Below are 26302 nucleotides of genomic sequence, written 5' to 3'. Positions count from 1 at the left end.
GCCAGGCTCTGGAAGCCGCCACACCCATCAGGAATCGATATCGCCAGACTGGGACTGGCAGCACACCCCGTTCCTTGGTATGTTCCGTTCAACGTAATACGTTTTACGGAATGATCCGTTCATTCCGCTGCAAGCAGACCCGTGCCCTGTTTGAAGGAACCTGTCCACGTGCCTGGCTTTCGATCCGGCGGGCTGCCGAGCGCAAGCTGCAGCTGCTCGACTCGGCACAGACGTTGGCATTCCTGCGCAGCCCGCCCGGGAACCGACTCGAGGCGCTGTCAGGTGATCGGAGAGGGCAGTACAGCTTGCGTATCAATGACCAGTGGCGGCTGTGCTTTACCTGGACTGACAACGGTGCCGATGCCGTGGAAATTGTTGACTATCACTGAGGTGCCCGCCATGAAGCGTCCCCACAACGGCATGCGCGCCATCCATCCTGGCGAGATCCTGCGCGAAGAGTTCCTGATGCCTCTGGCGTTGAGCGTGAACGCGCTGGCAAGGGCCTTGGATGTTCCCGCAACACGGCTGCACGCCATCGTGCACGGGGAGCGCAGTATTTCGGCCGATACCGCGGCACGGCTGGCGCGACATTTTGGTGGGGATGCCGCGTCCTGGCTTGCGATGCAGGCGGCCTACGACCTCAAGACATTGCCAACGCGCAGCGAGATCGAGCGACGGGTACAGCCGCGGGCAGCGTGAATTCGGGGCGCACGGACCGAGGTCCGCGGCCACAATCCAGTCAACGCACGTTCGGTACTTCGTAGCCCAGCTTGCCGACCTGCTCCGGGTGCTGCGGCACGCGCTTGAGCTTGTCGGTGTTCACGCCGTACTCGTCACGCAGGCGCTCGGCCAGCTCCTTGTACAGGGCTTTGTCCATGTCCGGCGTACGCGAGAAGATCCAGGCCATTTCACGGCCGGGATAGCCGATCAGCGCCCACGAGTAATCCGGCGCTACTTCCAGCACCCTCGAATGGGTGGGCACGACACGGTAGAACCAGGTGCGCCAGCCGTGGTTGCCGCTGTCCGGGTCGACGCTGGCGCGGGCACGCACTTCCTGCAGCGGTTCGCCGAAGCCATCACGGTAGCGGTAGGTAATGCCGACCTTGTGCTCGTCGCGCAGTTCGTAGTTATTGACGCTGGCCACATGGCCGCGCTCGATGAAGTTCGGTACGCGGCCGATCACGTACCAGGTACCCATGAAGCGCTTCAGGTCGATCGGTGCGTCCAGGGCAGCCGCACCAGAGGCGCTGGTACGGGGCGACGGCGGCTCACTGGCGGCCACGGCGGGGCCGGCCAGGGAAAGGGCCAGCAGCGCGGCGCAGAGCGGGCGGATCGAAGTCATGCGGGAGCGGGCTCCAGTGGGCTTGCACGCGCATGGTCGACTGTGTGCACGCGATCCGTCAATGGTGTCGCAACCTGTGAGAAGGGGGTTGCCCATGCTGTGTTGCATTGTCCACCGGAGAAGCCCCATGAACGCACGTTCCGTCCGCCGCTCTGCAACTGAACGCGTCATTCTCGAGCGTGCCGACCCGCGCCTGCTGCGCAGCGTGCAGCAGCTGGCCCTGGCCGGTATGGCGCTGGTACTGGTCTGGCCGGCCGCGCGCGGCAGCAGTGCCTGGCTGGGCTGGCTACCCATGTGGCTGGTGGGCATGCCGCTGGTGGCCTGGTGGGCGTTGCTGCGCTTTCCGTTGCCGCGCCTGTCGTGGCTGCGGCTGGCGCGTCGTACCGGTGGACAGGCACGTCGCCGTAGCGGCGGGGCGGCGCGAGGCCGTCGCGGCTCCACCGCCGCGGCCTGACCTTCGACACGGGGGCGGCCGCGGCGATCCATGCTAGCGTTCCACGGCTTATGACTGCCTGGAGCTGCAATGTCTCGACTCGCTTCCGCCTGCCTGCTGGCCGGCATGATGACCGCTGCCTCGGTGGGGACCGCCGTGGCCGCTGAAGACACCGATCGCTACGCCTGGCTCGAAGACGTCACCGGCGACAAGCCGCTGACCTGGGTCAAGGAACAGAACGCCAAGTCCGAGGCGCGCCTGGCGCAGACCCCGGCCTTCAAGCAGATGGAGACCAGCATGCGCGAGGTGCTCGACTCCGATGCCAAGATCCCCGGCGTGCAGAAGATCGGCGACTACTACTACAACTTCTGGAAGGACCAGCAGCACGAGCGCGGCCTGTGGCGGCGCACCACCCTGGCCGAGTACCGCAAGGCCTCGCCGCAGTGGGAAACCGTGCTCGACCTGGATGCGCTGAACAAGGCCGAGGGTGAGAACTGGGTCTGGCACGGCGCCGATTGCCTGCGCCCGGATTACAGCCGCTGCCTGATCGCGCTGTCGCGCGGTGGCGCCGACGCCGACGTCACCCGTGAGTTCGACCTGGCCAACAAGACCTGGATCAAGGACGGCTTCTTCCGTCCCGAGTCCAAGGGCGGCCTCAACTGGGTCGACCGCGACACCGTGTTCGTCTACACCGACTTCGGTGCGGGCTCGATGACCACCTCCGGCTACCCGCGCGTGGCCAAGCTGTGGAAGCGCGGCACGCCGATGACCTCGGCCACCGTGGTGTACGAAGGCAAGCCGGAAGACATGTACATCGCGGCGATGCACGATGACACCCCGGGCTTCGAGCGCAACCTGGTCAGCCGCACGCTGGCGTTCTACAACAACGAGCTCTACCTGCGTGGCGACGATGGCACGCTGACCAAGATCGACGCGCCGAACTCGGCCGAGAAGGGCCTGCACAAGCAGTGGCTGACCCTGGAACTGCGCGATCCGTGGACCGTGGGCGGCAAGACCTACGCGTCCGGTTCGCTGCTGGCGACGAAGCTGGACGACTTCCTGGCCGGCAAGCGCGACTTCGAGGTGCTGTTCACCCCGACCGCGACCACCTCGCTGGCCGGCGCCACCTGGACCAAGAGCCACCTGGTGCTGAACGTGCTGGATGACGTCAAGAACCGCCTGTCGGTGCTGACCCCGGGCGCCGATGGCTGGCAGACCAGCCGCTTCGTCGGCGCGCCGGCCTTTGGCACGCTGGCCGTGGGCGCAGTGGACAGCAACGACAGCGATGCGGTGTGGCTGACCGCCACCGACTACCTGACCCCGACCACGCTGGCTCTGGCCGAGATCGGCCAGGCGCCGGAAACGTTGAAGACCATGCCGGCCTTCTTCGATGCCAAGGGCAAGGTGATCGAGCAGCACTTCGCCACCAGCAAGGACGGCACCCGCGTGCCGTACTTCGTGGTGCACGACAAGGCGATGAAGCTGGACGGCTCCAACCCGACCCTGCTGTACGGCTATGGTGGCTTCGAGATCTCGCTGACCCCGAATTACTCCGGTGGCATGGGCCGCGCCTGGCTGGAGAAGGGCGGTGTGTACGTGGTCGCCAACATCCGTGGTGGTGGCGAGTACGGCCCGCGCTGGCACCAGGCAGCGCTGAAGCAGAACCGTCACAAGGCCTATGAAGACATGGCTGCGGTGGCGCGCGATCTGGTCAAGCGCAAGATCACCAGCGCCAAGCACCTGGGCGTGCAGGGTGGCAGCAACGGTGGCCTGCTGACCGGCAACATGCTGACCCAGTACCCGGAACTGTTCGGTGCAGTGGTGGTGCAGGTGCCGCTGCTGGACATGAAGCGCTACAGCCACCTGTTGGCCGGTGCCTCGTGGATGGCCGAATACGGCAACCCGGACACCAGCGACTGGGAGTTCATCAAGACCTTCTCGCCGTACCATCTGTTCAACGAGAAGAAGAACTACCCGCCGGTGCTGTTCACTACCTCCACCCGCGATGACCGCGTGCACCCGGGCCATGCCCGCAAGATGGCGGCGAAGATGATCGACGCCGGCAAGGACGTGACCTACTACGAGAACATCGAAGGTGGCCACGGCGGCGCAGCCAACAACGCGCAGGCCGCACACATGTCCGCACTGGCCTACAGCTTCCTGTGGGAGCGGTTGGGCGGCAAGTAAGCAGAACGGAAAACGCCGCCCCAGGGCGGCGTTTTTCGTTGGGTTCACGTATCCACGCATGGCGTGGATCTACCTACGTATCGTGCGCTGGGTCAGTAGATCCACGCCATGCGTGGATGCCGTTCGCGCAGATCGATCAGGCGCCCCAGCTCTTCAACCCGCGTGCAATCCGCGCCACCGCCTCCTGCAGCCGCGGCACTTCCTGGGTATAGGCCAGGCGCACATGCTGGTTGGCGCGATGGAAACCGAAATCCAGCCCCGGGGTGAACGCCACGTGTTCGGTTTCCAGGAAGTGCGCACAGAACGCCTGCGCGTCATCGGTGAACGCGCTGACATCGGCGTACAGGTAGAACGCGCCCTGCGGCTCGACCTCGATGCGGAAACCCAGCTCGCGCAACGCGGCCAGCAGGAAATCACGGCGCTGGCGGAACGCCTCGCGGCGCTGTTCGAAGATCGCCATCGATTCCTCGCTGAAGCAGGCCAGTGCGGCGTGCTGGGCGATGCTTGAGGCGCTGATGTACAGGTTCTGCGCCAGCTTCTCCAGGTCCGGCACCGCCGCCGGCGGCGCCACCAGCCAACCCAGCCGCCAGCCGGTCATGCCGAAATATTTGGAGAAGCTGTTCAGCACGAACGCGCTGTCATCCACCTGCAGCACGCTGGGTGCATCCAGGCCGTAGGTCAGGCCGTGGTAGATCTCGTCCACCACCAGATGGCCGCCACGCGCGTGCAGGGCCTGCGACAGTGCCGCCAGTTCGTCGGCGGACAGCACGGTGCCGGTCGGATTGGCGGGGGAGGCCACCAGTGCGCCGACGCTGTCGGCATTCCAGTGCTGTTCCACCAGCGACGGTGTGAGCTGGTAGGCGGTGTCCGGGCCGACCGGAACCAGCTGTGCACCGCCTTCCACCAGGCGCAGGAAATGACGGTTGCAGGGATATCCGGGGTCGGCCAGCAGCCAGTGGCGGCCCGGATCGACCAGCAGGCTGCTGGCCAGCAGCAGCGCACCGGAGCCGCCGGGAGTGACCAGGATGCGTTCGGGATCGATATCCAGCCCGTAGTGGCTGCGATAGAAGCCACTGATCGCCTGGCGCAGGGCCGGCAGGCCACGTGCGGCGGTGTAGCGGGTATGGCCGGCGGCCAATGCGGCCTGGCCGGCACGCACGACCGGTTCGGCCGTGGTGAAGTCCGGTTCGCCGATTTCCAGGTGGATCACATCGTGGCCCGCCTGTTCCAGCGCCTGCGCGCGGGCCAGCAGGGACATCACGTGGAACGGAGCGATTTCATGGCTGCGCCGGCTGTAGCCCGGCGTGTGGGGCAGGGTACTCATGTGCCCATGGTACGCCGCGCGTCCTGGTAGTGCCGGCCGCTGGCCGGCAACCCCCCGCCTCTGTTTATCCCGAGGTTGCCGGCCAGCGGCCAGCACGACCCATGACGATCCGCAGGGTTGCCCGCAACCCTCCTGCAACCCAGACTCGAGCACAAGGACGCCATTGCATTGCGGCTCAAGGAGCCTTATCTCATGAAATCCACCCTCTGCCTGTTGCTTGCGAGCCTGATGACCACCACTGCCACCGCCGCCACGCCGCCCGTTCCGCCGGATGCCGCCAAGCATCCGCATGTGGTCAAGGCGCCGTTCGGCGCGACCCGCAACGACGACTATTACTGGCTGCGCGACGACAAGCGCGAGAACAAGGACATGCTGGCCTACCTGCAGGCCGAGAATGCCTACGCCGACCAGTTGCTGGCGCCGCTGAAGCCGCTGGAAGACACCCTGTACAAGGAGATCGTCGGCCGCATCAAGCAGGACGATTCCAGTGTGCCGGCGCGCGAGCGTGGCTACTGGTACTACAGCCGCTTCGAGACCGGCCAGGACTACCCGATCCACGCACGCCGCAAGGGCGGCATGGATGCCGCCGAGGAAATCCTGCTGGACGTCAACACGATGGCCGCCGGCAAGGGCTACTTCAGCGTCGGCTCGATGGAAGTCAGCCAGGACAACCAGCTGCTGGCCTGGGCCGATGACGATGTCGGTCGCCGCCAGTACACCATCCGCTTCAAGGACCTGGCTACCGGCAAGGTGCTGCCCGATGTGATCACCGGCAGCTCCGGCGACCTGGTCTGGGCCGACGACAACCGCACCGTGCTGTATGTCGAGAACGATCCGGAAACGCTGCTGACCGTACGCGTGAAGAAGCACGTGCTGGGCACCCCGGCCAGTGCCGACACCGTCGTCTACGAAGAGAAGGACGACAGCTTCTACATGGGCATCGGCCGCACCCGCGACGATCGCTTCATCACCATCGGCGTGCACAGCACTGTGTCCTCGGAAGAGCGCTACGCGCCGGCCAGCGACCCGACCACGTTCACCGTACTGGCGCCGCGCCAGCGCGATGTGGAGTACGACGCTGACCACTACGACGGCCGCTGGGTGATCCGCACCAACGACGGTGCGAAGAACTTCAAGCTGGTCACCGCACCGACCGATGCGACCTCGCGCGCACAGTGGAAGGACTGGATCGCGCATGACGATGCGGTGTTCATCGAAGGCTTCGAGCTGTTCGACAGCTACACCGCCATCGCCGAACGGTCCGAGGGCCTGGAGCGCATCCGCCTGCTGTTCAAGGATGGCCGCAGTGACTACGTGAAGGCCGATGAGCCGGCGTACTCGATGGGCCTGGGCGACAACACCGAGGCCGATACGCCATGGCTGCGCTACGTCTACACCTCGATGACCACCCCCACCACCGTGTTCGAGCTGAACACCGCCACCGGTGAGCGGCGCCAGCTGAAGGTGCAGCCGGTGATCGGCTATGACGCGTCGAAGTACGAAACCGATCGTGTCTGGATCACCGCGCGCGATGGCGTGAAGGTGCCGGTGTCGCTGGTCTACCGCAAGGGCTACCAGAAGGATGGCAAGGGCGCGCTGTTCCAGTACGCCTATGGCAGCTACGGCATGTCGATGGATCCGTACTTCAACCAGACCGCGGTAAGCCTGCTCGATCGTGGCGTGGTGTATGCCATCGCCCATATCCGTGGCGGCCAGGAGATGGGCCGTGACTGGTACGAGAACGGCAAACTGCTGCACAAGCAGAACACCTTCAACGACTTCATCGACGTCACCCGCGGTCTGGTCGCACAGGGCTGGGCGGCGAAGGATCGCGTCGCCGCGTCCGGCGGCAGCGCCGGTGGCCTGCTGATGGGCGCGGTGGCCAACCAGGCGCCGCAGGACTACCGGGTGATGGTGGCGCAGGTACCGTTTGTCGACGTGGTCACCACCATGCTCGACCCGACCATTCCGCTGACCACCAACGAGTACGACGAGTGGGGCAACCCGGAGCAGAAGCCGTACTACGACTACATGCTGTCCTACTCGCCCTACGACAACGTGAAGCAGCAGGCGTACCCGGCGCTGTTCGTGGGCACCGGCCTGTGGGATTCGCAGGTGCAGTACTGGGAGCCGGCCAAGTGGGTGGCCAAGCTGCGTGACGACAACACCGGCCACTACCCGATCCTGTTCCGCACCAACATGGAAGCCGGCCACGGTGGCAAGTCGGGTCGCTTCCAGCGCTACCGCGAGCTGTCCGAGTCGTATGCGTTCGTGCTGCAGCAGCTGGGCATCGCCCAACCGTAAGGGCACAGGGGTGCCGGGCGTTGCCTGGCATCCCGAACCGCTATCCTAGCGGCCATGAGCCAGCCCGACCCCTCCGCACCCCGCGATGCTGCCACGCCACCGCGCGTGGTGCGTTTCCGCTGGGCGTGGTGGCTGCTGGCCTACGTCAGCCTGGGCACCGGTATCGTCGGCATCTTCGTGCCGGGCCTTCCCACCACCGTATTCATCCTGATCTCGGCCTGGGCTGCCTCGCGTGGTTCCGAGCGCCTGCACAACTGGCTGCTGCAGCACCCGCGCTTCGGCCCGGCCATTGCCAACTGGCAGGCACACGGGGCGGTCAGCCGCTACGGCAAGTGGATGGCCACGATCACCATGGCAGTGTGCGCCGGCATCATGCTGTGGTGCGTGCCGATCGCCTGGGTGAAGTGGTTCTCGATCGGCAGCATGACCATGGTGGCGATCTGGCTGTGGACCCGGCCGCTGCCGCCGCCTGCAGATTGAGCGCCTGCGGTGGTGCCGGCCGCTGGCCGGCAACCCGATCCCCTGCACCAACCGCTCAGCCGCCAATGGCTATACTCGGGGCATGAAGATCCCCCATCGAAACGCCATCCTGATTCCGCTGGCAGCGGCCTCGCTGCTGCTCCTCGCCGCCTGCGGCAACAAGGGCCCGCTGGTACTGCCGCAGAAGCCGGTGCCGGTGGAAGAAACCGTCGAACCGGTTGCCGTGCCCGCTACCGAAGCGACCCCGGCGCAGACCGAAGGCAGCGGCACCCCGGCCACGACCGTAGAGCCGGCTGCACCGACCACGCAACCGGCGCCTGCGCCTGCGAAGAAGGTGGGCGGCGGGAATGAGTAAGGCCGGTTCCAAGGCGCTGCGCTTCAGCAAGATGCATGGCGCGGGCAATGATTTCGTAGTGATCGACCTGCGTGACGGCAGCGCGCCGCCCACGCCTGAACTTGCCGCGCGCCTGGCTGACCGCCACACCGGCGTCGGCTGCGACCAGATCCTGACCATCGAAGCGCCGCGCGCGGAAGGTTCGGTGGCGTCGTACCGCATCTGGAATGCCGACGGTTCCAACTCCGAGCAGTGCGGCAACGGCGCGCGCTGCATCGCGGCCTGGCTGGTGCGTGAGGGCAGTGCGCAGGGGGATCAGTTCGTCATCGACAGCCCGCTGGCCAGTCATGAGGTGAAGGCCCTGGGCGATGGCCAGTTCGCTGTGACCATGGGCGTGCCTGCGTTCGAGCCGGTCAACGTGCCGCTGGTGGGCTTCGCCCATGCACGCGAGGAGTACCTGCTGCCGTTGCAGGGCGAGAGCATACGCTTCGCCGCGGTGTCGATGGGCAATCCGCATGCGGTGATCGAAGTGGGCCTGATCGATGCAGCACCGGTCGAGCGCGTCGGTTCGCTGCTGCAGCAGCATGCCTCGTTCCCGCGCTCGGTGAACGTGGGTTTTGCCCAGGTGATGGGCCCGGCGCATGCACGTCTGCGTGTGAATGAACGTGGCGTCGGCGAAACCCTGGCCTGCGGCAGCGGCGCCTGCGCCGCTGCGGTGACCCTGATGCAGCGTGGCCGCCTGCAGCGCGATGCGCGCATCAGCCTGCCCGGGGGGGACCTGCGCATCCAGTGGCCGGGCGATGGCCAGCCGGTGGTGATGGCCGGCCCGACCGCATTCGTCTTCGAAGGGGAGTGGATCGCATGACCGAAACCGTCGACAAGCTCGGGGCCCATGAAGTCGCTGCGTGGTTGCGGCGACATCCCGGCTTCCTCAAGCAGTTCCCGGACCTGGCCCTGACCCTGGTGGTGCCACGCGACGACGGCCCGACCGCGTCGCTGGCCAGCTACCAGCTGGAAGTGCTGCGCGAGAAGAACCGCGAGCTGGCACGACGGTTGGCCGATCTGGGCGCCACCGCCCAGGTCAATGAACGCCTGGCAGTGCGCACGCATCAGCTGACCCTGGCGCTGATGAAGCAGGACAACGCCGCCGACACCCTGCGTGCGATGGCTGCCTCGCTGCAGGAAGATTTCGCCGGCGACCTGGTGCGATTGGTGGTGCACACGCCGGTGGCCGGGCTGGAACAGGCCGACTGGCTGCAGGTGATCGCCGCCGATGATGCGCAGCTGGGCCCGTTCCGCGACTGCCTGAAGGACGGCGAGCCGATCTGCGGGCGCCTGCAGCCGGAAAAGAATGCCGTCCTGTACGGCGTGCGCAGCGAAGAAGTGCAGACCACCGCGCTGCTGCCGTTGCCGGGCGTGGGCCTGATTGCTGTGGGCAGCCACGACCCGAACCGCTTCTACCCGGGCATGGGCACGCTGTTCCTGCGCATGATGGGCGATGCGTTGGCCACCGGCCTGAAGCGCTTCCCGGGCTGAGCAGGATACGACGATGAGCGCGGTACAGGCCTTCCTGCAGCATCTGCAGGTAGAGCGGCGGATGTCGGCACATACGCTCGACGCCTACCGCCGCGACCTGGACGCGTTGTCGGTCTGGGCCGAGCCGCGCGGTGTTGCGGTGGACGCACTCGATGCCGAGGCGCTGCGCCAGTTCGTTGCCGACGAGCACCGCAGAGGCCTGTCAGCCAAGAGCCTGCAGCGCCGCTTGTCGGCCTGCCGCAGCTTCTACGCCTGGCTGCTCAAGCACGGGCGCATCGAGGTCAGTCCGGCGGCGACGCTGAAGGCGCCGCGTGCGCCGCGCCGGTTGCCGCAGGTGCTTGACGCCGACGAAGCCGTGCAGCTGGTCGAGCTGGAACCGGAAGGTGAGCTCGGCCGCCGTGACCGCGCGCTGCTGGAACTGTTCTATTCCTCTGGCCTGCGCCTGAGCGAAGTCTGCGCGTTGACCTGGCGGGATCTGGATTTCGACAGCGGCCTGGTCAACGTGCTGGGCAAGGGCAACCGCCAGCGTCGTGTGCCGTTCGGCCGGCCGGCGCGCGAAGCGCTGCAGGCGTGGCGTGCGGAAAGTGGCGGCGGCCCGGCCTCGCCGGTGTTTCCCGGTCGCAACGGGCCGATCAGCCAGCGTGCGGTGCAGATCCGCATCCGCCAGCTGGCGCAGCGCCAGGGCCTGTTCAAGCACGTGCACCCGCACATGCTGCGGCACAGTTTTGCCAGCCATATCCTGGAATCGTCCGGCGACCTGCGCGGTGTGCAGGAACTGCTTGGCCATGCCGACATCGCAACCACCCAGATCTACACCCACCTTGATTTCCAGCACCTGGCCAAGGTCTACGACGCCGCGCATCCACGTGCGAAGCGTCGCAGCAAGGACGACAAGGCTGAATAGACCGCCCTTGATCTGGATCAGGGCAGGGCGCGCGCTACCGGCGCATCGTGGCCGCAGGCCACGAGGAACCCGCCACCATGGCGAAGCCCATTCCGCTGCACCCCAGGCATCCCGAGCGCATCTGCTGGGGCTGCGATCGCTACTGCGCGGCTGACGCGCTGGCCTGCGGCAATGGCTCCGGCCGCACCCAGCACCCGATCGAGACGCAGGGTGAGGACTGGTACATCGCCTGGGGCATCGAGCCGAATCCGGATCGGCCTTCGCAGGCCAAGCGCTGAACGGCAGGCGTTCCACGTTCGGGCGGCGGGGTCCGCGCGCATTGCGATGCGCTCGTTAAAAGGGCGCCCTCTTCCCATGGGGCGCCGCCAAGCGCTGAACGGCAGCCATCCGCACAGGCTTGATCGCACCCGGCGCTGTCCCCATGTCCCGGGAACAGCTATCGGAGGCCGCATGGACCCCAGTCAGAATCCCAACGTTTTCCACGCCACCACCATCGTCTGCGTCCGTCGCGGCGAGCACGTGGCCATTGCCGGCGACGGCCAGGTCACGCTGGGCCACACCGTGATGAAGGGCAATGCGCGCAAGGTGCGCCGCCTCGGCCGAGACGGCCAGGTGCTGGCCGGCTTCGCCGGTGCCGCCGCCGATGCCTTCACCCTGTTCGAGCTGTTCGAGGCCAAGCTGGAAAAGCACGGCCAGCTGCAGCGCGCTGCGGTCGAACTGGCCAAGGATTGGCGCACCGAGCGCCGCCTCGGCAAGCTCGAGGCCCTGCTGGCAGTGGCCGACAAGGAAACCTCGCTGATCATCAGCGGCACCGGTGATGTGATCGAGCCGGAGGACGGCATCATCGCCATCGGTTCCGGTGGTTCCTATGCACTGTCGGCCGCGCGCGCGCTGATGGCGCACACCGAACTGGATGCGCGCACCATTGCCAGCGAAGCGATCGGCATTGCCGGCGACATCTGCATCTACACCAACCGCAACGTGGTGGTCGAGGAGCTGTGAGGGTCGTGCCGGCCGCTGGCCAGCAACCTCATGATCCCCCGCACGCGTGCCTGGTTGCCGGCCAGTGGCCGGCACTACCGACACTGAATCCGTGAGCACATCCATGTCGAAGATCGAAGTTTCCTCCGCCACCATGACCCCGCGCGAGATCGTGCAGGAACTGGACCGGCATATCGTGGGCCAGCACGACGCCAAGCGCGCCGTGGCCATTGCCCTGCGCAACCGCTGGCGCCGCATGCAGCTGGTGCCCGAGCTGCGCAATGAAGTGATGCCGAAGAACATCCTGATGATCGGCCCGACCGGCGTCGGCAAGACCGAGATCGCGCGTCGACTGGCCACCCTGGCCAACGCGCCGTTCGTCAAGGTTGAAGCCACCCGCTTCACCGAAGTCGGCTACGTCGGCAAGGACGTCGAGCAGATCATCCGCGACCTGGCCGATACCGCGGTCAAGCTGTACCGCGAACAGGCCAAGGTGCGCGTGCGTACCCAGGCCGAAGAACGCGCCGAAGACCGCATCCTCGATGCGCTGCTGCCGCGCCGCAGCGGTGGCATCGGTTTCGATCCGGAAGTCGCCCGCAACGAACCGTCGGCGCAGGACAACGAGACCCGCATCAAGTTCCGCAAGATGCTGCGCAACGGTGAGCTGGACGAGCGCGAGATCGAGCTCGACCTGGCTGCCAACGTCAGCATGGACATCATGACCCCGCCGGGCATGGAGGAAATGGGCCAGCAGCTGAAGTCGATGTTCGCCAACCTCGGCGGTGGAGCCAAGGCGCATAAGCGCACGCTGACCATCAAGGCCGCGCGTCCGCTGCTGATCGAGGAAGAAGCCGGCAAGCTGGTCAACGAGGACGACATCCGCACTGCCGCGATCGAGGCCTGCGAGCAGCACGGCATCGTCTTCATCGACGAGATCGACAAGGTCGCCAAGCGTGGTGACAACGTCGGTGGTGGCGACGTGTCGCGCGAAGGCGTGCAGCGCGACCTGCTGCCGCTGGTGGAAGGCTCCAACGTGTCGACCAAGTACGGCACGATCAAGACCGACCACATCCTGTTCATTGCTTCGGGCGCGTTCCATCTGGCCAAGCCCAGCGACCTGATTCCGGAGCTGCAGGGCCGCTTCCCGATCCGCGTGGAGCTGGGTGCGCTGAGCAAGGGTGATTTCGTGCGCATCCTGACCGAGCCGAAGGCCGCGCTGACCAAACAGTACGAAGCGCTGCTGGCCACCGAAGGCGTCAAGGTCAGCTTCACTGCCGACGCCATCGATCGTCTGGCCGAGATCGCCTTCCAGGTGAACGAGCGCCAGGAGAACATCGGTGCCCGTCGCCTGCATACGGTGCTGGAGCGGCTGCTGGATTCGCTCAGCTACGAGGCACCGGACCGCGACGGCGAAACCCTGGCCATCGACAGCGCTTACGTCGATGCACATCTGGGTGAGCTGGTGCAGGACCCGGACCTGAGCCGCTACATCCTGTAACGCCCGACGCTGCAAAGCATGAGGCCGCCGAAAGGCGGCCTTTTGCTTTGGCAGTCAGCGCGAGTGCCGTGTGCGGTAGGCCTGCAGCACCTGGTCGATCACCGCGCTGGTGCGGGCGGCGCTGATGCCGTTCGATGGCGAGTGGCCGTTGCCGCGCAGCTCATCCACCAGAGTGGCGATCAACGGCTGCTGGATCGACGGCGGGTTCGGGATGTCGAACGCCTGCACGCCGGCCTCGGTCTCCAGAACCACCGGGATGTCCTCGAAGGTGGCAAAGCGCAGTTGTCCGCGATCGCCGGTGATCTCGATCTCATCCTGGCGGCGGAACGCGCAGAAACTCCATTGCGCGATGCCGTGCGCCCCCGTCCCGGTGCGGAAGCACATCGAAACGCTGTCCTCGGCGACGTAGGCGCCGGTCAACGAGCTGGCCAGGCCACGCACATCGCTCAGCGGCCCCAGCAGATGGTCCAGCAGGTCCAGGGTATGCGAGCCCAGATCGACGAACAGCCCGCCGCCGGCGATCGCCGGGTTGGTCCGCCAGAAGTCCGGCGATGTGGCATTCGCCGAATGCGGCCGGTGCAGGGTGGCGCGCACGCTGCGCGGTGTGCCGATCGCGCCGCTGTCCAGCAGCTGCTTCACCTGCGCGAAGCGGGGTAGGGCGCGGCGGTAGTAGGCCACGAACACCGGCACGCCGCTGCGCGCGCTGGCCTCCAGTACGCGTTCGCATTCCGCGTGATCCATGGCCATCGGCTTTTCGATGTAGACCGGCTTGCCCGCGGCAATCGCCTGCAACGCGTAGTGCATGTGCGTGGAGGGCGGCGTCGCAACGTAGATCGCGTTCACTTCCGGGTCGGCGATGAGTGCATCGGCGTCCGCGTACCAGCGGGGAATCGCATGGCGCCGCGCATAATCCTCGGCCAACGCCGCATTGCGGCGCATGACCGCCGCCACCCGTGAGCCCGGCGTGTTGGCCAGGGCCGGCCCGCTCTTCTTCTCGGTGACGCTGCCACAGCCGATGAAGCCCCACACCACGTTGTCCAGGATCATGGGTTCGTCCTCAGATGAGTGTCGCGGTGGCGGCAGCAGCTCTACTCATGCTTCCGGCAGCGGCTCGGGCACCGTTCCGGGCACGAACACGCCTTCTTTCACGTAGGCGGCCAGGGTCATGTCCAGCGCAAGCATGCCGTCGCGCTTGAGGTCCATCAGTTCCGGTTCGACCATCGCGCCATGCAGTACGCCCAGCACAGTGGCGTGCAGCATGCGCGCGGCGATCTTCGGGTCCGCGCCTTCGCGCAGCTGGCCCAGGTCCTGGGCCCGGCGCAGGGCGCGCTCCATCCGGTCCAGCGCGTCGCGGAAGCCGGCCTGCTGCATTTCGGTCAGCACCTTGGTATCGGCCGAGGCGTCGCTGCGCAGCATGATCTCCATGGTCTTGCGCAGGCGTTCGTCCTCGGACAGCTCGATGAACGAGTGGATCATCACTGCGCGCAGGTCGTGCACCGGTGTGTCGCGCTGGTCGGTGGAGGTGCGCTCCAGTTCCTGCATGAAGGGCAGGTGCACCCGTTCGACGATCGCGGCCAGCACCTCGCTCTTGTTCTTGAAGTGCCAGTACACCGCGCCACGGGTATAGCCGGCGCGGGCACCGATCATCTCCAGCGTGGTACGGGCCACGCCGTGTTCATGGAAGCAGGCTTCGGCGGCGTCAAGGATGCCTTCCCGGGTTGCCTGGGTGTCCTCTTTGGTCTTGCGGGCCATGGGTGTGGGTACGAGTGCGGGTGAAACGTGGCTGAATTGTACCGGTTTACAAACAAACAAGCATGTATGTATATTTCGCACCCATCATTCCCGTCGTGTGCGTGGCAGGCCCGTCCGGCTCCCACTCCGCCCGGGTGGGCGCTGTTCGCACGGTCTTCACCTTCGCTGGTGGAGGGTCCGCCGTATCAGCGCTGGCTGAGACCCTTTCCTTCAAGAGCCTTTCCGTCATGTTGCTGAGCCGAATCCGACCCTTTGCACTGTCGCTGGCAATCGCCGCGACCGTGGCTGCCTGCGGCGGCCAACCCCAGGCCCCCGAACAGGGCCCGGGTGACGTCACCGTGGTCACGCTGAAGTCCGAGACCGTGGGCCTCACCCGCGAGCTGCCGGGCCGTACCAACGCCTTCCTGGTCGCCGAAGTGCGTCCGCAGGTCAACGGCATCGTCGCCAAGCGCCTGTTCACCGAGGGCGGCATGGTCAAGGCCGGCGAGCCGCTGTACCAGATCGAGGATGCGAGCTACCGCGCGCAGGCCAACAGTGCCCGTGCCCAGCTGGCGCGTGCCGAGGCCACCGCCAACGCCGCGCGCCTGAGCGCCAAGCGCATCACCGAGCTGGCCAAGGTTGATGCGGTCAGCCAGCAGGACCTGGAAAACGCGGTGGCCGCGCAGAAGCAGGCCGAGGCTGACGTCGGCGCCGCCAAGGCATCGCTGGATGCGGCCAACGTCACTCTGGGCTACGCCCGCATCACCGCGCCGATCAGCGGCCGCATCGGCAAGTCCAGCGTCACCCAGGGTGCGCTGGTCAGCGCCGGCCAGGCCAATGCGCTGGCCACCGTGCAGCAGCTGGACCCGATCTATGTCGACCTGACCCAGTCCTCGGCCGAGCTGCTGCAGCTTCGCCGTGAGCTGGCCGCGGGCCGCCTGCAGGACAACCAGACGCTGCCGGTCAGCATCCTGATGGAAGACGGCAGCACCTTCGAGCACAAGGGCACGCTGGAGTTCTCCGAAGTCAGCGTCGACCCGGCCACTGGCAGCTTCGGCCTGCGCGTGAAGGTGGACAATCCGGACGGCCTGCTGATGCCGGGCACGTACGTGCGCGCGGTGATCGGCGGCGGCGTGCGCAGCGATGCAGTGCTGGTGCCGATGGCCGGCATCGCCCGCGATCCGAAGGGTGACACCTCGGCGATGGTGGTCGACAAGGACAACAAGGTCGAAGTGCGCCCGGTCAAGGTCAGCCGCACGGTCGGCGACAAGTGGCTGGTCGAGGACGGTCTGAAGGCCGGCGACAAGGTCATTGTCGAAGGCCTGCAGAAGATCGGCCCCGGCATGCCGGTCAAGGCCACCGAGAAGGGCGCTGCTCCGGCCAAGCCGGCAGCGGCCGCCCAGCCTGCCGCTCCGGCCGGCGACGCGAAGTAAGCGGAGAACCCCATGGCACGCTTTTTCATCGATCGACCCATCTTTGCATGGGTGATCGCCATCATCATCATGCTCGCCGGCGGCCTGGCCCTGTTCAAGCTGCCGGTCTCGATGTACCCCAACGTCGCACCGCCGGCGGTGGAAATCAGCGCCACCTACCCGGGTGCATCGGCCAAGGTGGTCGAGGACTCGGTGACGCAGATCATCGAGCAGAACATGAAGGGCCTTGATGGCCTGATCTATTTCTCCTCCAACAGCTCGTCCAACGGCCAGGCCACCATCACCCTGACCTTCGAGAGCGGCACCAACCCGGACATCGCCCAGGTGCAGGTGCAGAACAAGCTGCAGCTGGCCATGCCGCTGCTGCCGCAGGAAGTGCAGCGGCAGGGCATCAACGTGGCCAAGTCCAGCTCGGGCTTCCTGAACGTCATTGCGTTCGTGTCCGAGAACGGCAGCATGGACGCCAACGACATCGCCGACTACGTCGGTTCCAATGTCGTCGACCGTCTGAGCCGCGTGCCGGGCGTGGGCAACATCCAGGTGTTCGGTGGCAAGTACGCCATGCGCATCTGGCTGGACCCGAACAAGCTGCATACCTATGGCCTGTCGGTTGCGGAAGTGACCGCAGCAGTCAAGGCACAGAACGCCCAGGTGGCCATCGGCCAGCTCGGCGGCGCGCCGTCGATCAAGGGCCAGCAGCTCAACGCCACCATCAATGCGCAGTCGCGCCTGCAGACCCCGGAACAGTTCCGCAACATCATCGTGCGCGGTGCGCAGGACGGTGCCGAACTGCGCCTGGGCGATGTCGCCCGCGTCGAACTGGGTGCAGAGTCCTACGACTTCGTCACCCGCTACAACGGCCAGCCGGCCAGCGGCCTGGCGGTTACCCTGGCCACCGGCGCCAACGCGCTGGATACCGCGGCCGGCGTGGATGCCGCGCTGCAGGACATGAAGAGCTTCTTCCCGGCCGGCCTGAAGGCCGAGATCCCGTACGACACCACCCCGTTCGTGCGCGTGTCGATCAAGGGCGTGGTGCAGACCCTGATCGAAGCGATCGTGCTGGTGTTCGTGGTGATGTACCTGTTCCTGCAGAACTTCCGCGCCACCCTGATCCCGACCATCGCCGTGCCGGTGGTGCTGCTGGGTACCTTCGGCGTGCTGGCGATGCTGGGCTTCTCGGTGAACATGCTGACCATGTTCGCGATGGTGCTGGCGATCGGCCTGCTGGTGGACGATGCCATCGTGGTGGTGGAGAACGTCGAGCGCATCATGTCCGAGGAAGGACTGTCGCCGCTTGAGGCCACCCGCAAGTCGATGGGCCAGATCACCGGCGCGCTGGTGGGTATCGGCCTGGTGCTGTCGGCGGTGTTCGTGCCGATGGCCTTCATGAGCGGCTCCACCGGCGTGATCTACCGCCAGTTCTCGGCCACGATCGTTTCGGCGATGGCGCTGTCGGTGCTGGTCGCGATCGTGCTGACCCCGGCGCTGTGCGCGACCATGCTCAAGCCGCTGAAGAAGGGTGAGCACCACGTCGCACACAAGGGCTGGTCCGGTCGTTTCTTCAATGGTTTCAACCGCGGCTTCGACCGCACCAGCGAAAGCTACCAGCGCGGTGTGCGCGGCATCATCCACCGTCCGTGGCGCTTCATGGGCATCGTGGCGGCACTGTTCGTGCTGATGGGCGTGCTGTTCGTGCGCCTGCCCAGCTCGTTCCTGCCCAACGAAGACCAGGGCGTGCTGATGGCGCTGGTGCAGGCGCCGGTCGGTGCCACCCAGGAACGTACGCTGGAATCGATCGCGGCACTGGAAAACCACTTCCTGCAGAACGAGAAGGATGCGGTGGACTCGGTGTTCTCGGTGCAGGGCTTCAGCTTCGCCGGTATGGGCCAGAACGCGGGCATGGCATTCGTCAAGCTGAAGGACTGGAGCGAGCGTGACGCCGACAATGGCGTGATGCCGATCACCGGTCGCGCGATGGCGGCACTGGGCCAGATCAAGGATGCCTTCATCTTCGCCTTCCCGCCGCCGGCCATTCCGGAACTGGGTACCGCATCGGGCTACACCTTCTTCCTGAAGGACAACAGCGGCCAGGGCCACGAGGCACTGGTGGCCGCGCGCAACCAGCTGCTGGGCCTCGCCGCCGGCAGCAAGAAGCTGGCCAACGTGCGCCCGAACGGCCAGGAAGACACGCCGCAGTTCCGCATCGACATCGATGCAGCCAAGGCGACCTCGCTGGGGCTGTCGATCGACCAGATCAACGGTACCTTGGCCGCCGCATGGGGCAGCTCGTACATCGACGACTTCGTCGATCGTGGCCGCGTCAAGCGTGTGTTCGTGCAGGCCGACCAGCCGTTCCGCATGGTGCCGGAGGACTTCGATCTGTGGTCCGTGAAGAACGACAAGGGCGAGATGGTGCCGTTCAGCGCGTTCGCCACCAAGCACTGGGACTATGGTTCGCCGCGTCTTGAGCGCTACAACGGTGTGTCGGCGATGGAAATCCAGGGCGAACCGGCCCCGGGTGTCGCGTCCGGTGATGCCATGGCCGAGATCGAACAGCTGGCCAAGCAGCTGCCGGCGGGCTTCGGCATCGAGTGGACGGCGATGTCCTACCAGGAACGCCAGGCCGGCTCGCAGACGCCGCTGCTGTACACGCTGTCGCTGATGATCGTGTTCCTGTGCCTGGCCGCGATGTATGAAAGCTGGAGCGTGCCGACCGCGGTGCTGCTGGCGGCCCCGCTGGGTATCCTCGGCGCGGTGCTGGCCAATACCTTCAAGGGCCTGGAACGCGACATCTACTTCCAGGTGGCGATGCTGACCACGGTGGGCCTGACCAGCAAGAACGCGATCCTGATCGTCGAGTTCGCCAAGGAAAACCTGGAGAAGGGGGCCAGCCTGATCGAGTCGATCATGCACGCCGTGCGCGACCGCTTGCGCCCGATCGTGATGACCTCGCTGGCCTTCGGCATGGGCGTGGTGCCGCTGGCAATCTCCACCGGTGCCGGCTCCGGTGCCAAGCAGGCGATCGGCACCGGCGTGCTTGGCGGCATGATCGTCGGCACCGTGCTCGGCGTGTTCTTCGTGCCGCTGTTCTTCGTGGTGGTGCAGCGCGTGTTCAAGCGCAAATCCTCCACGTAAGCGAGACGGTAGTGCCGGCCGCTGGCCGGCACCTACTGCCCGCGTGATGTGAATCCAACGAGGTTGCCGGCCAGCGGCCGGCACTACCTCCTGCCATCCGGCAGTACCGATGGAAGTCATTCCCATGAAAAGTGCATCCCTGTTTCTTTCCATTGCCGCCGCGCTCGCGCTCGCCGGCTGCTCCACCCTGGTGCCGAAGAACACCGCCGTTGCTCCGGCCATTCCGGCGCAGTGGCCGGCCGAGGCTGTGCAGGGCGAGGTGGCCGATGTCGCCGCCGTCGGCTGGCGCGACTTCTTCACCGATGCGCGCCTGCAGCAGGTGATCGACCAGTCGCTGCAGAACAACCGCGACCTGCGCGTGGCCGTACTCAACGTTGAACGCGCGCGCGGCCAGTACCGCGTGCAGCGCGCTGATCGCGTGCCCGGCGTGGCCGTCACCGGCCAGATGGACCGCCGTGGTACCGACGCCGGTGTCACCGAGCAGTTCACCGCCGGTGTTGGCGTAGCCGAGTTCGAGCTGGATCTGTTCGGCCGCGTGCGCAATCTCAGTGAAGCGGCGCTGCAGCAGTACTTCGCCGTGGCCGCCAACCGCCGCAACGCGCAGCTGAGCCTGGTAGCCGAGACCGCCACGGCGTGGCTGACCTACGGGGCTGATGCGCAGCGGCTGAAGATCGCCGATGCCACGCTGAAGACCTACGAGGATTCGCTGCGCCTGGCCGAGGCCCGCCACGATCGTGGTGGCAGTTCGGCGCTGGAGCTGACCCAGACCCGTACCCTGGTCGAGACCGCACGTACGGATGCTGCACGCCTGCGTGGCCAGCTGGCCCAGGACCGCAATGCGCTGGCGCTGCTGGCCGGTGGCCAGTTGGATCCGGCACTGCTGCCGGACAGCATCGAACCGCAGCTGCTGGCACTGGCACCGCCGCCGGCCGGCCTGCCCAGCGACGTGTTGCTGCAGCGCCCGGACATCATGGCCGCCGAACATCAGCTGCTGGCGGCCAACGCCAACATCGGTGCGGCACGCGCGGCGTTCTTCCCGAGCATCTCGCTGACCGGCAGCATCGGTAGTGGTTCGAGCGAATTGTCCAACCTGTTCGACAGTGGCACCCGCGTGTGGAGCTTCCTGCCGAAGATCACGCTGCCGATCTTCCAGGGCGGCAAGCTGCGCGCCAATCTGGCCATCGCCAATGCGGACCGTGACATTGCGCTGGCGCAGTACGAGAAGTCGATCCAGGTGGGCTTCCGCGAAACCGCCGATGCGCTGGCGTTGAACGTCAGCCTGGATGAGCAGGTGAGTTCACAGCAGCGCCTGGTGGAAGCGGCCGAACAGGCCAACCGCCTGTCGCAGGCACGCTACGACGCTGGCCTGGACAGCTTCGTGACCCTGCTTGATGCGCGCCGTACCGCCTACAACGCGCAGCAGACCCAGCTGCAGGCGCAGCTGGCCCAGCAGGCCAACCGCATCACCCTGTACAAGGTGCTGGGCGGCGGCTGGCACGAGCGCAGCTGAAGGACAGCCGGCCAGCGGCCGGCTCTACCTTGATGATCGATGGTAATGCCGGCCGCGGGCCGGCATTGTCATTTCAGGAACTGCTACACCGCTTCATCGTCGCGCCGCGCTGCATGGCAGGCGCGCACACGCGCCAGCGCGTCGCCAGCTTCGCGCGCCATCTGCTCGTACTCGCGCCGGATCTCTTCCAGCCGCTCCTCGTCCAGTTCTTCCAGATCCAACAGTTCGTTGTTGGCTTCGGCCGTCGCGCGGATCAGCTCGTCCAGCTTGATCTGCATCGCGGCGGTATCTGCGTTCTGCGTGTGCTGGATCAGGAACACCATCAGGAAGGTGATGATGGTGGTACCGGTGTTGATCACCAGCTGCCAGGTGTCGTTGAAACCGAATACCGGGCCACTGATGCCCCAGATCACCACGATCGCTACCGCGGCCAGGAAGGTCCACGGCGAGCCGGTGGCGGCCGCGGCCTTCTTGGCGATCGTATTGAACAGGTTGCGTGCTTTCATCGTCGTCGTCCCACTCAGGTGACGAGGATGATCGGCGGTGGCTCGTGCAGGGGCCGTGCAGCTCAGGCGCGCAGGCGCGGGGCGTCCTGCAGGCGCACCGGGCTGGTCTGGTAGACGTGCTGCCAGCAACGGTCGACGAATTCGCGGGCCTGGGCTTCGCTCAGGCGCGGCATGATCTGCAGGGCGTACTGGGTCTGGAACATCTCGTCGCGCTGCGCATTGCTGGCGCGCGGCTGGGTGATCAGCGAATCACAGGCGAACTTGATCCACGGCACGTAGGAGCCGAACGAGTTGTGCGGTAGTGCGCCGTCGGCATGCTGGCGGCGCCAGTGGTCAAGCTCGGCGTCAACGTTGATGACCGGGGGAATGGTGGGGACTTCAGCGTGCATGACAATCCAGTTCGGTTGAGTGGAAAGGGAGTGGGGGTTCATCCGAGTGTGGCCGATGCGGCAGTGGAAGCCGCGTCAGCGCGATGTGCAGCCGGCGTTGCGATTGCCTATCAGTTGCGCATGCTCGACCGCGCCGAGGTCTTCGGCCATGTCGGCCATTGCGTTGCACAGGCGCTCATGGTCGAGCGGGTGGCCGCGCACCAGTTCCAGCTGCAGGCCCTGGTAGGCGGTCCAGAACAGGGCGCCACGCTGGTGCAGCGCATACTGCTGCTGCAGGCGCTTGCGAATGGCGTCGAGGATCGGGTCGGGCGTGGGGCGTACGGCGTGCGCGCACATGGCTGGCTCCGCCGGGGAAGGAAGTCCCGGTAACCCCACCCTAGGCGCGGCAGCGGGGTGGGGTGTTACCGCAGCGTGTGCATGCAGCGCAGCTGACTGTGCACAGGTTCACGGCATTGGCCGCAAACGCTGCCGGCACTAGGGCGTGCCGGCACTGAAGCGTTCATTAAGCGGGTTCAACAGCACACTGCGTGGTGATCATTCACCGATGTCTTCGTTCCAGATCTCCGGGTACTGCGCAATGAAGCCGCCCAGCAGGTCCACGCATTCCTGGCTGTCCAGGTCGATCACGTTGACGCCGTTTTCGCGCAGCCAGTCGATGCCACCCTGGAAGGTGCGCGATTCGCCCACCACCACGGTGCCGATGTTGAACTGGCGCACCAGGCCCGAGCAGTACCAGCACGGCGCCAGGGTGGTGACCATGATGGTGTCCTGGTAGCGGCGCTGGCGGCCGGCCTTGCGGAACGCATCGGTCTCGCCGTGCACCGACGGGTCGCCTTCCTGCACCCGGCGGTTGTGGCCGCAGCCGAGCAGGCGGCCGTCGTTGTGGTACAGCGCCGCGCCGATCGGCACGCCGCCTTCGGCCAGGCCCTGGCGGGCTTCGGCGATGGCGGTCTGCAGCAGGGCCTGGTAGTCGGGCGTGGTGATCATGCGGGGCTCCGGTAAGTCGTGGCCCGCCATGATACGGGCAGGGGGTGCCGCTGGCCCCCGGCGGTGCGATAATCGGGGCCATGAGCGAATCCCCCTACAAAGCCGGTACCACCCATTTCGGGTTCCGCGACGTCGCCGCCAAGGACAAGCAGAAGCTGGTCGGCCAGGTGTTCACCTCGGTCGCGCGCAACTACGACCTGATGAACGACCTGATGAGCCTGGGCGTGCACCGGGCGTGGAAGCGCTACTACGTGGCGACCGCGCAGGTGAAGCCGGGCGACCGCGTGCTCGATCTGGCAGGCGGCACCGGCGACATCGCCGCCCTGCTGAAGGAGCGCGTCGGCGCCGAGGGCTCGGTGGTGCTGGGCGACATCAACGCCGGCATGCTGTCGGTCGGCCGTGACCGTCTGACCAACCGCGGCCTGGTGCTCGGCCTGGACTATGTGCAGTGCAACGCCGAAGCCCTGCCGTTCCCGGACAACAGCTTCGATCTGGTCACCATCGCCTTCGGCCTGCGCAACGTGACCGACAAGGACGCTGGCCTGCGCGAGATGTACCGCGTGCTGAAGGTGGGTGGCCAGGCCCGCGTGCTGGAATTCTCCGAAGTCACCGCCGACTGGTTCAAGCCGATCTACGACTTCCACTCGTTCAAGATCCTGCCCAAGCTAGGCAAGCTGTTCGCCAACGATTCGGACAGCTACCAGTACCTGGCCGAAAGCATCCGCAAGCATCCGCCGCAGGATGAGCTGAAGGCGATGATGGGGCAGGCCGGCTTCGAGCGCTGCCACTACAAGAACCTGACCGGCGGCATCGTCTCGATCCACTCCGGCTACAAGCTGTAGTTCCTGCTCTGGTAGGTACCAACCTTGGTTGGCACACGCCGGCCGCGAGCGATGAAAGATCCGTGCCAACCAAGGTTGGCACCTACCGGTAGAGGCCAACCTTGGTTGGCATGCGCCGGAGGCGCAGCGCAGCCCCGGCCGCCCGTACCGCGTCCGCTGCCATTCCGGTAGAGGCCAACCTTGGTTGGCATGCGCCCGAGGCGCAGGATCGGCCCCGCCCGCCATTACCCCGCACCGCGCAACGCCTGCGGGGCCGGAGGGAGTTACCATTGGGGGTCTGATCCCCGTAACGGTCCCGATTCATGCGTAATCCGCTGATGCTCCTTCCGCTGGCCGTGGCCCTGGCCGCCGGCTGCTCCCAGGAGGCGGCCGCGCCCGCCGCCGCCCCGACTGCCGCCAAGGCCCCCGCCGCCCCCGTGAACGCCGAGAACCGCAGCCACGACGAAAGCTCGTACGCCGAGCCGGACAAGGTCGTCATCAAGGACATCGCGCTGGACCTGAAGCTGGACTTCGACCAGAAGCAGATCGGCGGCACCGCCACCTACACCCTGGAATGGAAGCAGAAGGACGCCAAGCAGCTGGTGCTCGACACCCGCGAGCTGACCGTGTCCAAGGTCGAGGCCGTCGCTGGCGATGGTGCGCGCAGCCCGTTGAAGTTCGAGCTGGCCGCCGCTGACAAGGTGTTCGGCAGCAAGCTGACCATCGAAGCCCCGGAACAGCCGGCCAAGGTGGAAGTGACCTACCACACCGCGCCGACCGCCTCGGGCCTGCAGTGGCTGGCACCGTCGATGACCGAGGGCAAGAAGCTGCCCTTCATGTTCAGCCAGTCGCAGGCCATCCACGCCCGTTCCTGGGTGCCGCTGCAGGACACCCCGAGCGTGCGCTTCACCTACAGCGCGCACGTGGTCTCGCGCCCGGACGTGATGGTGCTGATGAGCGCCGACAACGATCCGAAGGCCGCGCGTGACGGTGACTACACCTTCAAGATGCCGCAGCCGATTCCGTCGTACCTGCTGGCCATCGCCGCCGGCGACCTGGTGTTCGAGCCGATCTCCGGCCGCTCCGGCGTCTGGGCCGAGCCGACCATGGTCAACAAGGCCGCCAAGGAGTTCGAAGACACCGAGAAGATGATCGGTGCTGCCGAGAAGCTGTACGGCGAATACCGCTGGGGCCGCTACGACATGCTGGTGCTGCCGCCGTCATTCCCGTTCGGCGGCATGGAGAACCCGCGCCTGACCTTCGCCACCCCGACCGTGATCGTCGGTGACAAGTCGCTGGTCTCGCTGGTCGCCCACGAACTGGCGCACAGCTGGTCGGGCAACCTGGTGACCAACGCCAGCTGGAAGGACATCTGGCTCAATGAAGGCTTCACCACCTACGTCCAGGGCCGCATCACCGAAGCTCTGTACGGCAAGGAAATGGCCGAGATGGAGAAGCAGATCGACCAGACCGACCTGCTGGCCGAAGTGAAGGACATGAGTCCGGCCGACCAGGCGCTGGCGCTGCCGCCGCTGAACGAGCGTGACCCCGACGAAGCCCTGAGCCAGGTCGCCTACGTCAAGGGTTCGTGGTTCCTGGAATTCCTGGAGCAGCGCTTCGGCCGCGAAACCTTCGATCCGTTCCTGCGTGGCTGGTTCGATGACCACGCCTTCCAGAGCGCGAACACCGACCAGTTCGTCGAGTACCTGAAGAAGAACCTGCTGCCGAAGAATCCGTCGGCAGTGACCGATGCCGAACTGAAGGCGTGGCTGGACGAGCCGGGCATCCCGGCGTTCGCGGCCAAGGCGCAGTCGCGCAACTTCAGCAGCGTCGATACCGCACGCATCGCCTTTGCCAGCGCCGGCACCGTGCCGAGCAGCCAGGTCATCGCCGACTGGAGCACGCAGGAATGGGTGCGCTTCATCGACGGCCTGGGCGCGACACAGCCGCTGGACAAGCTGGCCACGCTGGACAAGGCGTTCCACTTCACCGGTACCCCGAATGGCGAGATCGCCATGCGCTGGTACCCGCTGGCGATCCGCAGCGGTTACGAGCAGGCCAACGAAGGGGCCGCTGCGTTCATCGAGCGCGTCGGCCGTCGCAAGCTGATCCTGCCGATCTACGCCGAACTGGTGAAGACGCCGAAGGGGCTGGAGCTGGCCAAGCAGGCCTTCGAAAAGGCCAAGCCGGGCTACCACCCGATCACCACCGCCTCGGTCCAGGACATGCTGGCCAAGGCCGAAGCCAAGTAAGAAAACGCGCCGGGCATCCCCCGGCGCTTTTTTTGTAGAGTCGGGGGGGGGGGGGGGGGGGGGGGGGGGGGGGGGGGGGGGGGTGCGGCTGCAGATATTGTTTCTAAAAAGACGGAGGCGCGCGGGGTAGAGCGCTTGTGAGGGGGGGGCGCGCCCGGGGCCGCGGGGCGGCGGGCGGCCCAGCGGCGATGTCGCCCGCGGCCGACCGCGCGCCC

At 66.4% G+C, this 26302-nt stretch carries 26 protein-coding genes; 18 read left to right on the top strand and 8 right to left on the bottom strand.

The features are described 5' to 3' along the window. The first annotated feature begins 110 nt into the window (after positions 1–110). Complete coding sequence (locus AC5O77_RS13870; RefSeq protein ID WP_080356578.1) at positions 111–389, top strand: type II toxin-antitoxin system RelE/ParE family toxin; 279 nt, start codon at positions 111–113, stop codon at positions 387–389. 10 nt (positions 390–399) lie between these two features. Continuing rightward, positions 400–699 (top strand): HigA family addiction module antitoxin, encoded by a 300-nt coding sequence (locus tag AC5O77_RS13865; protein WP_049463234.1) that lies wholly within the window; start codon positions 400–402, stop codon positions 697–699. Positions 700–739: 40 nt separating this feature from the next. Here the strand turns inward: AC5O77_RS13865 and AC5O77_RS13860 are convergent, their stop codons facing one another. Further along, a complete protein-coding gene (locus AC5O77_RS13860; protein ID WP_197615757.1) occupies positions 740–1342 on the bottom strand; it encodes a lipocalin family protein in 603 nt (200 codons plus the stop codon). Positions 1343–1469: 127 nt separating this feature from the next. Between AC5O77_RS13860 and AC5O77_RS13855 the strand changes: the two genes are divergently transcribed. Both AC5O77_RS13855 and AC5O77_RS13850 read left to right on the top strand, forming a co-directional pair. Then, the gene (locus AC5O77_RS13855; RefSeq protein WP_049399225.1) at positions 1470–1796 is read left to right on the top strand and encodes a hypothetical protein; all 327 of its coding nucleotides are present in this window, start codon (positions 1470–1472) and stop codon (positions 1794–1796) included. Between the two features lie 69 nt (positions 1797–1865). After that, positions 1866–3962, top strand: a complete 2097-nt coding sequence (locus AC5O77_RS13850) for a prolyl oligopeptidase family serine peptidase (protein ID WP_478057568.1) — start codon at positions 1866–1868, stop codon at positions 3960–3962. A 136-nt stretch (positions 3963–4098) separates the two neighbouring features. Here the strand turns inward: AC5O77_RS13850 and AC5O77_RS13845 are convergent, their stop codons facing one another. Continuing rightward, entirely contained in the window at positions 4099–5286 is a 1188-nt protein-coding gene (locus tag AC5O77_RS13845) for a pyridoxal phosphate-dependent aminotransferase (RefSeq protein WP_478057567.1), read from the bottom strand. Between the two features lie 192 nt (positions 5287–5478). On the opposite strand from AC5O77_RS13845, the gene AC5O77_RS13840 reads away from it, so the two are divergent. The 9 genes from AC5O77_RS13840 (at position 5479) to hslU (ending at position 13323) form a co-directional block, all read left to right on the top strand. Next, complete coding sequence (locus tag AC5O77_RS13840; protein WP_478057566.1) at positions 5479–7590, top strand: S9 family peptidase; 2112 nt, start codon at positions 5479–5481, stop codon at positions 7588–7590. Between the two features lie 54 nt (positions 7591–7644). Next, positions 7645–8070 carry a YbaN family protein gene (locus tag AC5O77_RS13835; RefSeq protein ID WP_478057565.1) on the top strand — a complete coding sequence of 142 codons (426 nt, stop codon included), beginning with the start codon at positions 7645–7647 and terminating at the stop codon, positions 8068–8070. Between the two features lie 82 nt (positions 8071–8152). Continuing rightward, on the top strand, positions 8153–8425 hold the full coding sequence (gene lptM, locus AC5O77_RS13830; RefSeq protein WP_478057564.1) for an LPS translocon maturation chaperone LptM: 273 nt from the start codon (positions 8153–8155) through the stop codon (positions 8423–8425). Beyond that, a complete protein-coding gene (dapF, locus tag AC5O77_RS13825) occupies positions 8418–9269 on the top strand; it encodes a diaminopimelate epimerase (protein ID WP_164081256.1) in 852 nt (283 codons plus the stop codon). Before lptM ends, dapF begins: the two co-directional genes overlap by 8 nt. After that, positions 9266–9940: a DUF484 family protein gene (locus AC5O77_RS13820; protein ID WP_032129013.1), complete on the top strand. Its 675-nt coding sequence runs from the start codon at positions 9266–9268 to the stop codon at positions 9938–9940. The genes dapF and AC5O77_RS13820 overlap by 4 nt, the downstream gene beginning before the upstream one ends. A gap of 13 nt (positions 9941–9953) precedes the next feature. Further along, positions 9954–10844 carry a tyrosine recombinase XerC gene (xerC, locus tag AC5O77_RS13815; RefSeq protein WP_032129012.1) on the top strand — a complete coding sequence of 297 codons (891 nt, stop codon included), beginning with the start codon at positions 9954–9956 and terminating at the stop codon, positions 10842–10844. A 77-nt stretch (positions 10845–10921) separates the two neighbouring features. Beyond that, positions 10922–11122, top strand: a complete 201-nt coding sequence (locus AC5O77_RS13810; protein WP_010481389.1) for a DUF3079 domain-containing protein — start codon at positions 10922–10924, stop codon at positions 11120–11122. A 172-nt stretch (positions 11123–11294) separates the two neighbouring features. Then, the gene (gene hslV / locus AC5O77_RS13805; protein ID WP_005411093.1) at positions 11295–11846 is read left to right on the top strand and encodes an ATP-dependent protease subunit HslV; all 552 of its coding nucleotides are present in this window, start codon (positions 11295–11297) and stop codon (positions 11844–11846) included. A gap of 103 nt (positions 11847–11949) precedes the next feature. Then, positions 11950–13323, top strand: coding sequence for an ATP-dependent protease ATPase subunit HslU (gene hslU / locus AC5O77_RS13800; protein WP_014038532.1), 1374 nt, complete (start codon positions 11950–11952; stop codon positions 13321–13323). A 54-nt stretch (positions 13324–13377) separates the two neighbouring features. On the opposite strand, the gene AC5O77_RS13795 is transcribed toward hslU, so the two are convergent. Continuing rightward, positions 13378–14370, bottom strand: a complete 993-nt coding sequence (locus AC5O77_RS13795; RefSeq protein ID WP_478057563.1) for a Gfo/Idh/MocA family protein — start codon at positions 14368–14370, stop codon at positions 13378–13380. Between the two features lie 45 nt (positions 14371–14415). Beyond that, positions 14416–15075 (bottom strand): efflux transporter SmeDEF transcriptional repressor SmeT, encoded by a 660-nt coding sequence (smeT, locus tag AC5O77_RS13790; protein WP_032129009.1) that lies wholly within the window; start codon positions 15073–15075, stop codon positions 14416–14418. 227 nt (positions 15076–15302) lie between these two features. Between smeT and smeD the strand changes: the two genes are divergently transcribed. From smeD to smeF, 3 genes are all read left to right on the top strand, one after another. Next, positions 15303–16487: a multidrug efflux RND transporter periplasmic adaptor subunit SmeD gene (gene smeD / locus AC5O77_RS13785; protein ID WP_032129008.1), complete on the top strand. Its 1185-nt coding sequence runs from the start codon at positions 15303–15305 to the stop codon at positions 16485–16487. A gap of 12 nt (positions 16488–16499) precedes the next feature. Next, complete coding sequence (smeE, locus tag AC5O77_RS13780; RefSeq protein ID WP_032129007.1) at positions 16500–19622, top strand: multidrug efflux RND transporter permease subunit SmeE; 3123 nt, start codon at positions 16500–16502, stop codon at positions 19620–19622. A gap of 109 nt (positions 19623–19731) precedes the next feature. Beyond that, the gene (smeF, locus tag AC5O77_RS13775; RefSeq protein ID WP_478057562.1) at positions 19732–21132 is read left to right on the top strand and encodes a multidrug efflux RND transporter outer membrane subunit SmeF; all 1401 of its coding nucleotides are present in this window, start codon (positions 19732–19734) and stop codon (positions 21130–21132) included. 83 nt (positions 21133–21215) lie between these two features. On the opposite strand, the gene AC5O77_RS13770 is transcribed toward smeF, so the two are convergent. From AC5O77_RS13770 to AC5O77_RS13755, 4 genes are all read right to left on the bottom strand, one after another. After that, entirely contained in the window at positions 21216–21638 is a 423-nt protein-coding gene (locus AC5O77_RS13770; protein WP_032129005.1) for a low affinity iron permease family protein, read from the bottom strand. A 62-nt stretch (positions 21639–21700) separates the two neighbouring features. Beyond that, the gene (locus AC5O77_RS13765; RefSeq protein ID WP_014038526.1) at positions 21701–22027 is read right to left on the bottom strand and encodes a hypothetical protein; all 327 of its coding nucleotides are present in this window, start codon (positions 22025–22027) and stop codon (positions 21701–21703) included. A gap of 75 nt (positions 22028–22102) precedes the next feature. Next, positions 22103–22363 carry a hypothetical protein gene (locus AC5O77_RS13760; protein WP_317216848.1) on the bottom strand — a complete coding sequence of 87 codons (261 nt, stop codon included), beginning with the start codon at positions 22361–22363 and terminating at the stop codon, positions 22103–22105. Between the two features lie 198 nt (positions 22364–22561). After that, positions 22562–23014 (bottom strand): nucleoside deaminase, encoded by a 453-nt coding sequence (locus AC5O77_RS13755; RefSeq protein ID WP_094002387.1) that lies wholly within the window; start codon positions 23012–23014, stop codon positions 22562–22564. A gap of 80 nt (positions 23015–23094) precedes the next feature. On the opposite strand from AC5O77_RS13755, the gene ubiE reads away from it, so the two are divergent. Both ubiE and AC5O77_RS13745 read left to right on the top strand, forming a co-directional pair. After that, positions 23095–23856: a bifunctional demethylmenaquinone methyltransferase/2-methoxy-6-polyprenyl-1,4-benzoquinol methylase UbiE gene (gene ubiE, locus AC5O77_RS13750; protein WP_005411082.1), complete on the top strand. Its 762-nt coding sequence runs from the start codon at positions 23095–23097 to the stop codon at positions 23854–23856. Positions 23857–24158: 302 nt separating this feature from the next. Further along, the gene (locus AC5O77_RS13745; RefSeq protein WP_478057561.1) at positions 24159–26087 is read left to right on the top strand and encodes a M1 family metallopeptidase; all 1929 of its coding nucleotides are present in this window, start codon (positions 24159–24161) and stop codon (positions 26085–26087) included. Positions 26088–26302 lie beyond the last annotated feature (215 nt).

Source organism: Stenotrophomonas sp. INTA L402-1 (assembly GCF_059295135.1).
This window is presented reverse-complemented; position numbering and strand designations above follow the sequence as displayed.